Source organism: Escherichia sp. HH41S (genome assembly GCF_009820115.1).
GTDB classification, from domain to species: domain Bacteria; phylum Pseudomonadota; class Gammaproteobacteria; order Enterobacterales; family Enterobacteriaceae; genus Escherichia; species Escherichia coli_F.
The window spans coordinates 165,994-172,273 of record NZ_VNXE01000098.1; the positions used below are offsets into that span (position 1 = coordinate 165,994).

At 44.4% G+C, this 6,280-nt stretch carries 9 protein-coding genes; 6 read left to right on the plus strand and 3 right to left on the minus strand.

Annotated features, from left to right (window positions below; translation table 11 throughout):
• Positions 1 to 57 precede the first annotated feature (57 nt).
• From FQZ95_RS20075 to FQZ95_RS20090, 4 genes are read left to right on the plus strand one after another with little or no spacing between them, the layout of a single operon-like run.
• On the plus strand, positions 58 to 936 hold the full coding sequence (locus FQZ95_RS20075; protein WP_000988191.1) for an ATP-binding protein: 879 nt from the start codon (positions 58 to 60) through the stop codon (positions 934 to 936).
• Entirely contained in the window at positions 933 to 2,324 is a 1,392-nt protein-coding gene (locus FQZ95_RS20080; protein ID WP_103433233.1) for a replicative DNA helicase, read from the plus strand. Before FQZ95_RS20075 ends, FQZ95_RS20080 begins: the two co-directional genes overlap by 4 nt.
• A complete protein-coding gene (locus tag FQZ95_RS20085; RefSeq protein ID WP_001520742.1) occupies positions 2,321 to 2,578 on the plus strand; it encodes a hypothetical protein in 258 nt (85 codons plus the stop codon). The genes FQZ95_RS20080 and FQZ95_RS20085 overlap by 4 nt, the downstream gene beginning before the upstream one ends.
• The gene (locus tag FQZ95_RS20090; protein ID WP_024198211.1) at positions 2,578 to 2,925 is read left to right on the plus strand and encodes an antiterminator Q family protein; all 348 of its coding nucleotides are present in this window, start codon (positions 2,578 to 2,580) and stop codon (positions 2,923 to 2,925) included. Before FQZ95_RS20085 ends, FQZ95_RS20090 begins: the two co-directional genes overlap by 1 nt.
• A 30-nt stretch (positions 2,926 to 2,955) precedes the next feature.
• Here FQZ95_RS20090 and FQZ95_RS20095 read toward each other — a convergent pair whose 3' ends face one another.
• From FQZ95_RS20095 to FQZ95_RS20105, 3 genes are read right to left on the minus strand one after another with little or no spacing between them, the layout of a single operon-like run.
• Positions 2,956 to 3,621 (minus strand): hypothetical protein, encoded by a 666-nt coding sequence (locus FQZ95_RS20095; protein ID WP_000969103.1) that lies wholly within the window; start codon positions 3,619 to 3,621, stop codon positions 2,956 to 2,958.
• On the minus strand, positions 3,618 to 4,010 hold the full coding sequence (locus tag FQZ95_RS20100; protein ID WP_001041173.1) for a hypothetical protein: 393 nt from the start codon (positions 4,008 to 4,010) through the stop codon (positions 3,618 to 3,620). The genes FQZ95_RS20095 and FQZ95_RS20100 overlap by 4 nt, the downstream gene beginning before the upstream one ends.
• Positions 4,011 to 5,063 carry a hypothetical protein gene (locus FQZ95_RS20105; RefSeq protein WP_103433267.1) on the minus strand — a complete coding sequence of 351 codons (1,053 nt, stop codon included), beginning with the start codon at positions 5,061 to 5,063 and terminating at the stop codon, positions 4,011 to 4,013.
• Between the two features lie 259 nt (positions 5,064 to 5,322).
• Here FQZ95_RS20105 and FQZ95_RS20110 point away from each other — a divergent pair, with 259 nt between their 5' ends.
• Together FQZ95_RS20110 and FQZ95_RS20115 are read left to right on the plus strand one after the other, a co-directional pair.
• Positions 5,323 to 5,520 (plus strand): hypothetical protein, encoded by a 198-nt coding sequence (locus FQZ95_RS20110; protein WP_000917767.1) that lies wholly within the window; start codon positions 5,323 to 5,325, stop codon positions 5,518 to 5,520.
• Positions 5,521 to 5,670: 150 nt separating this feature from the next.
• On the plus strand, positions 5,671 to 6,280 hold a 610-nt coding region (locus FQZ95_RS20115; RefSeq protein WP_160530572.1), incomplete at its 3' end, for a DNA-methyltransferase.

The following is a 6,280-nucleotide window of genomic DNA, read 5'->3' on the forward strand; positions in this document are numbered from 1 at the left end:
CCATGTCTGACAAATTCGGTAAATCCAGTGACAAACTGACATTCTGAGGTGACAGCGATGATGACGTTTAACCTGCGTGAACAACAAAAAAGACTACAGGCGCGAATGGATGAGTTACGGGCAGAGATTGCATTTGCTCAGAAGGGCGAAAAGCCATGGCCTTATCGTTCCTGCCTGATGCGTGAAGGCCGCGGATATTGCGAAAAACACGGTAAATACAGTACGCATATACTGGTGTGGAGCGATCGTAATGGCGAGGACAGAGAAAAAATTTCATGCTGCCCTGACTGCTTGATCGCTGAGGCCAACGATTTGACCATGGAGCTGTCGTCCCTCAAGGCGGAAGAGCTGACTGATAACGCCGGAATTGCCCTGCGTTTTCGGGACTGCGAGTTTGATAATTATCTGGAGGTTAATCCTGACGCAGCCAGAAATCTTGCGGCCTGTCGCCGCTATGCGGAGAACTGGCCAGATATGCTGGAGAACGGTACCAGTCTTGTTATGACTGGTAGTTGCGGAACCGGGAAAAATCATCTGGCGGTATCAATGGCAAAACACATCATCCGTAACTATCTGGCCAGTGTGGAGATCACCGACGTGATGCGCCTTACCCGTGCTGTGAAAAACTGCTGGCGGAATGACAGCGAAAAAACAGCGGATGAAGTTATTGAGCATTATGCGTCAATGGATTTGCTGATCATCGACGAAGTTGGTGTTCAGTTTGGCAGCGCGGCTGAAATGGCTATTTTGCAGGAAATTATCAATGCCCGGTACGAAAGTATCCTGCCCACCATTCTGATCAGCAACCTTTCACCGGAAGAGTTGTGGGTGTTCATCAGCCCCCGCATTGCCGACAGGATCACAGACGGGGGGCGCAACTGGTTGTCGTTCAACTGGCCCAGCTACCGTTCTCGTATCAGAGGTGTGGCTGCATGACAACCCCAGTCTGGCGTAACGATGACCTGGAAGGCGCTGTCATTGGCGCGTTCTTTCTGCGTGGGGCAGATCCTGAAGTGATGGATATTCTGGCCACACTACCTGCGGACGTTTTTTCTGTACGAGCGTATAGGGATATCTACACAGGCATCTGCAGACAGGCTCGTGTTTCAGGTGTGATTGATCCTGTGCTGCTGTGCAATGAGATGCCGGAACTTGCTCCGGTGATTACTGATACTGGGCGTAAAACTTGGGTGAAGTCTTCACTGGAGCACTATGTTGCAGCGTTGCGACGCAATGCCGCATTGCGCGATGCAGAAAAAACACTGAATGAGGCGCTGCAGAAATTACGTGATGCGCATACCTGTGAAGCAGCTGAAGATGCCCTGAAGGATGCGCAGAACATGATGGCCTCATTGTCGACGGAAAAGGGCGTTATTCAGCCGGTACATATTGATGATGTGCTTCCGGAAGTGGTTGAGCGTGTTGAATGCCGGAATCAGGGACTGGAAAAATCCAGAACGTTGATGACCGGTATTGATGAACTGGACGCAAAAACGGGCGGCATGGAGCCTGGCGACCTGGTATTTATTGCTGCACGTCCTTCGATGGGCAAAACCGAACTGGCGCTGGATATCATCGACAAGGTGACTGAGCAGGGGCATGGTGTTCTTCTGTTCACAATGGAAATGGCGAACATCCAGATTGGTGAACGCATGGTATCTGCGGCTGGAGGAATGCCGGTATCACGCCTGAAATCTGTCACTCACTTTGAAGACGAAGACTGGGCACGTTTCTCACAAGGAGTGGGGCGGATGACCGGGCGCAATATCTGGATGGTGGACCAGGCGAACCTGACCATTGACGAGATATGCGCAACAACGAAACACCACCTGATTAAACATCCGGAAACGGCGCTGGTGGTGGTTGATTATCTCGGACTGATAAAAACCCGAACCACGGGGCGTCATGACCTTGCCGTGGGTGAAATCTCAAAGGGGCTTAAAGGCCTGGCAAAATCCGGTGGTTTTCCGTTGATTGCGCTGAGTCAGCTCTCCCGCGGTGTGGAGTCCAGACCCAATAAACGTCCGATGAACTCAGACCTGAAAAATTCCGGAGAAATAGAGGCGGATGCAGACATCATTCTGATGCTTTACAGGGATGAAGTGTACAACCCGGATACGCAGGCCAGGGGCATCGCAGAAATCAATATCACGAAACAGCGTAACGGTTCTCTGGGGACGGTTTACCGGCGTTTTTATAACGGACATTTTCTGCCTGTGGATCAGGAAAGCGCACAGGTTCTTTCCACCCCAATGCAACAGCCCCAGCCGCGCAGATACAGCAACAAACGAACTGACAGCAGTAAGATGGAGCGTTTCTTTTGAACAACCAGACAATGACTTTTACCCCTGAGCAATTACGTAAACAGGCACAGGAAATGTTGCGGCAGGCGGAACAACTGGAAAAAACAGGTGTAACAAAAGATGCCATTCGTCGGGATATGGTGCCAGCGCTCAGGGAACTGATGCAGGCAAAACACCGTGCACAAAAAGCAGTGGATGAGCTGGTGGATTGTGTGGCAGAGCTGGAAACCAGAGTTGGTAAGTTTGAAAAACTGGTGCAGGAGGTACTGCGCTGATGCGTGATATGTACGAAGTTTTAGATCGTTGGGGGGCTTGGGCTGCAGCAGAAAATAGTGGTGTCGACTGGCAGCCGATAGCGGCTGGTTTCAAGGGGCTTCTACCACACGGTAAAAAGTCACGTCTCCAGTGCGATGATGATGAAGGAATTATGATTGATGGATGTGTGGCCCGGTTGCGGAAATATAAACCAGAAGAATATGAGCTGATCATTGCTCACTTTGTTATCGGGATTTCACTCCGTACAATCGCAAAGAAGCGGAAATGCTCGGATGGAACTATTAGAAAGGAGTTGCAAACTGCACTTGGATTTATTGATGGTATTATGTGTATTCTAAATAGATAAAAACAGCCTTGGTCCAGATAATAAAACTTATTATTTTCTGGACTTTGCTGTTCTCGCACTTTTGTCTTTAGGTGCAAATCCCAATATTACAGCGAAATGTCTTACTTTGTATGGTAATCCAGATTTAGGGTGTTTGTGGCTAGAGTAAAAGCTCAACTTTTCTCTTGTTTTGCAATCGGATAAATAAAAATCTTCAAAGTCATCTTTTTTAGAGGTTAATGTTTTTTTCCATTTCTCTACGACATCTAATGCATTGTTGCTTTTCACATAAATTATTAATCCTCCTTGACAATCATCTTCACTTCCTGTGGAGTAACGAGAGCATAATTGATGGAATCCTTCCATTAAATAGTCGTATGAGCTATGAATTTTAGCCTCTCCAATCCATGTGTAGTTTTTGAAACTTACAACAATGTCTGAGTGCCCATTTATATAATTATCATGACCAGAATCATATCCGAAGCCAATTAGTATATTAATTATTTCTATAGATAAACGGTCTTCTCCATCGTTTTGCATTAAGCTTGCATTTTTTTCAATCAATCTGATTGTTTTTTCTAAGTCAATATAAAACATTTCAATAAATTTATCGTATGAATTGCATGTAATTCTTCGATAAAGGCGTGCTGCGCTCTCATCGAATGACGCTGCGAACTTCAGCGATTCTAACGTAAAATTATTCTGATTATCCATCATTCTAGGCCTTTCCAGAACTCTGATGCATAAAAGTAAATGTAAACTTTCGACTGCCAATTGAGGACTGGTTTGCCATCGAAATAGAATGTTCCTTCTGAATATATTTTGCTTAACTCATCTTGAGAGATTTCAAAAATGTCATCACCATCAATATATTCGTATCCGATTGATAATATTGGTGCTTTTTCTCCAGATAGATAAGTAATTGCCTCGTAAAGGATACTTTGATCAACATTACTGACTTTTTGCAAGTTATTGAATGTTATATATTTTAAATTGTCCAGATCTTCATTAAGCAGGTAATGATAAATATTCATACATGCAAAACCAACTTTGCTGTCGGTAGCAAAAGAATGTTGTATGATATCTTTCATTTCCTGCTTATTCATTTAGAAAACCTTTGACATCAATAACGCATAATCTGATTTACAAACACACCCTTCGATTATAACATGATTTATAAATGGTAGCGAGGATGAAATTAAAGAAAAATGTCCGGGTACATGCATTGTTAAAATGTTATTGTGTGCTCCATTCCATTGTTTAGAAATACTAAAGTTATTAGTTTTCCCTCCAATTGCCGCTAAGCCTGCGGCATGATATTTTTCCTTCCTTAAATCATCTTTTCTCTTTCTCATTTTTTCTTCTTTTACTGAGCCTGTTCCTGTGGCATGCCCAAGTTTTAAAATGGTACCATCGGCAGATTTGTAAAGTTTATCGATAGCAGTAAATATATTTTTTCTAATGAAGGCGACGTGATATGAATTCTCTTTATGGAAAAGGTACATTAATATTCTGCGATATCTTGTTGATGCGCGCTCCAATTCATTGTGGTTAAGATTTGTACACATGTCGATTTCAAATGTTATTTCGCCGGAAACATAGTTAAAAGTAATTGTGTCAAAACATTGGATGTATCTATCTTTTATTCCAATTATTTCATCAAAACAATTGAGTTCTTTTTGTGTTGCTGGGCTTAGTGTATTTGTTTCAATTGCACTTCTTTCTTTGAATGGACGAAGATAAGTTGTTGTAATAGTGATCGAGTTACCATGTTGAGAGTGGGAGATGCAGACTGGTCTTAATTTTTTGACTTTTTTATGTGTTGCGCTATCTATTGGCAATGGGTAGGTGGCAATGTATTCTTGATAATCTTTATCGTTGCTGTTAATCAGATTTAACAAGGTTTTTTTCAAGAGGATTGCGTCAGTGATATTATTCAGTTGAGCAAAAAATACGGCCCGATTGCTGTAATTCAATTGGCTGAGGTAAATCTCCTTGAGATTATTTATTATATCCTTTTCATTATTACTTGCATAATCAGATAGCAACTCTGTCCACCCCCTAGCTGACTTCATATTAAAATACTTTAATTCGCCTTGAAGAAGCCTGAAAGAGATGTTTCTTGCCTGAAGACCAAACAGGTAGTCGTTCGCTTTCACTAGTCGTTACCTTTTACCTTTAGAATTAGAGAAAAGTTAAATATACAAAAGAGCTAACGCGTACGCAAAAGTTATTGTAATGTGTTAAGAGTGGTTACTTTGCCACACAGCTTAAACCCGCGCTGAGCGGTTTTTTTGTGCCCGGAAAGCGGCACGGGACGTTAAACGCGCTGGTGGTTGCGAAGACTGGTCTTTCAGCTTGCTGGCTTTTTCGACAAGAGTTATTGGTATGTCACGTTAACCGGAAAAGGGAAAAGACATGCTAAAACAGCAGGATATGACCGAAACCGCCAGAGTAGTATTTAATGAATTAAGCGTCACCGAACCGGCGACCGTCGGGGAAATTGCGCAGAATACTTACCTTTCACGCGAACGCTGCCAGCTAATACTGACCCAGCTTGTTATGGCGGGTCTGGCAGATTATCAGTTTGGTTGTTACAGACGCCTTCCGCAGTGAAGGCTTTTTTATTTGTGGTAATGGGCGGCTGGTGGGTGTTAGCGGCACCTGCCAGCCATCTGCTCATGCGTTGGGGTCACAAGCAAACCTCAGGCCCATCTGCTTTGCGCAAAAGCGGTATGAGCCTATCAGAGAAGTGCTTATTGATCTATGGCTAATACTGTAAAAATATCCAGTTGTGAGTTAATCAACGCTGATTGCCTGGAATTTATCCAGACCTTACCGGAAAATTCTGTCGATCTGATAGTCACAGACCCGCCATACTTTAAAGTGAAGCCCGAAGGCTGGGATAACCAGTGGAAGGGCGACGATGATTACCTGAAATGGCTGGATCAGTGTCTGGCGCAATTCTGGCGGGTACTGAAACCTGCCGGAAGTCTCTACCTGTTCTGTGGTCATCGCCTGGCATCTGATATCGAAATCATGATGCGCCAGCGCTTTAATGTGCTGAACCACATTATCTGGGCGAAGCCGTCCGGGCGCTGGAACGGATGCAACAAGGAAAGCCTGCGGGCGTATTTCCCGGCAACAGAACGCATTCTGTTTGCAGAACATTATCAGGGGCCATACCTGCCCAAAAATGACGGCTATGCGGCAAAGGGGCGTGAACTAAAACAGCACGTCATGGCCCCGCTGATTTCTTACTTTCGTGATGCGCGTGAATCACTAGGGATAACGTCAAGACAGATAGCGGAAGCCACCGGAAAGAAAAACATGGCTTCGCACTGGTTTGGTACCAGTCAGTGGCAGTTGCCGAACG

What these genes read in the sequence shown, in the direction of transcription:
- FQZ95_RS20080 (WP_103433233.1), top strand. Translation starts at nt 933, where the DNA reads ATGACAACCCCAGTCTGGCGTAACGATGACCTGGAAGGCGCTGTCATT.
- FQZ95_RS20075 (WP_000988191.1), top strand. Translation starts at nt 58, where the DNA reads ATGATGACGTTTAACCTGCGTGAACAACAAAAAAGACTACAGGCGCGA.
- FQZ95_RS20110 (WP_000917767.1), top strand. Translation starts at nt 5,323, where the DNA reads ATGCTAAAACAGCAGGATATGACCGAAACCGCCAGAGTAGTATTTAAT.
- FQZ95_RS20100 (WP_001041173.1), bottom strand. Translation starts at nt 4,010, where the DNA reads ATGAATAAGCAGGAAATGAAAGATATCATACAACATTCTTTTGCTACC.
- FQZ95_RS20095 (WP_000969103.1), bottom strand. Translation starts at nt 3,621, where the DNA reads ATGATGGATAATCAGAATAATTTTACGTTAGAATCGCTGAAGTTCGCA.
- FQZ95_RS20090 (WP_024198211.1), top strand. Translation starts at nt 2,578, where the DNA reads ATGCGTGATATGTACGAAGTTTTAGATCGTTGGGGGGCTTGGGCTGCA.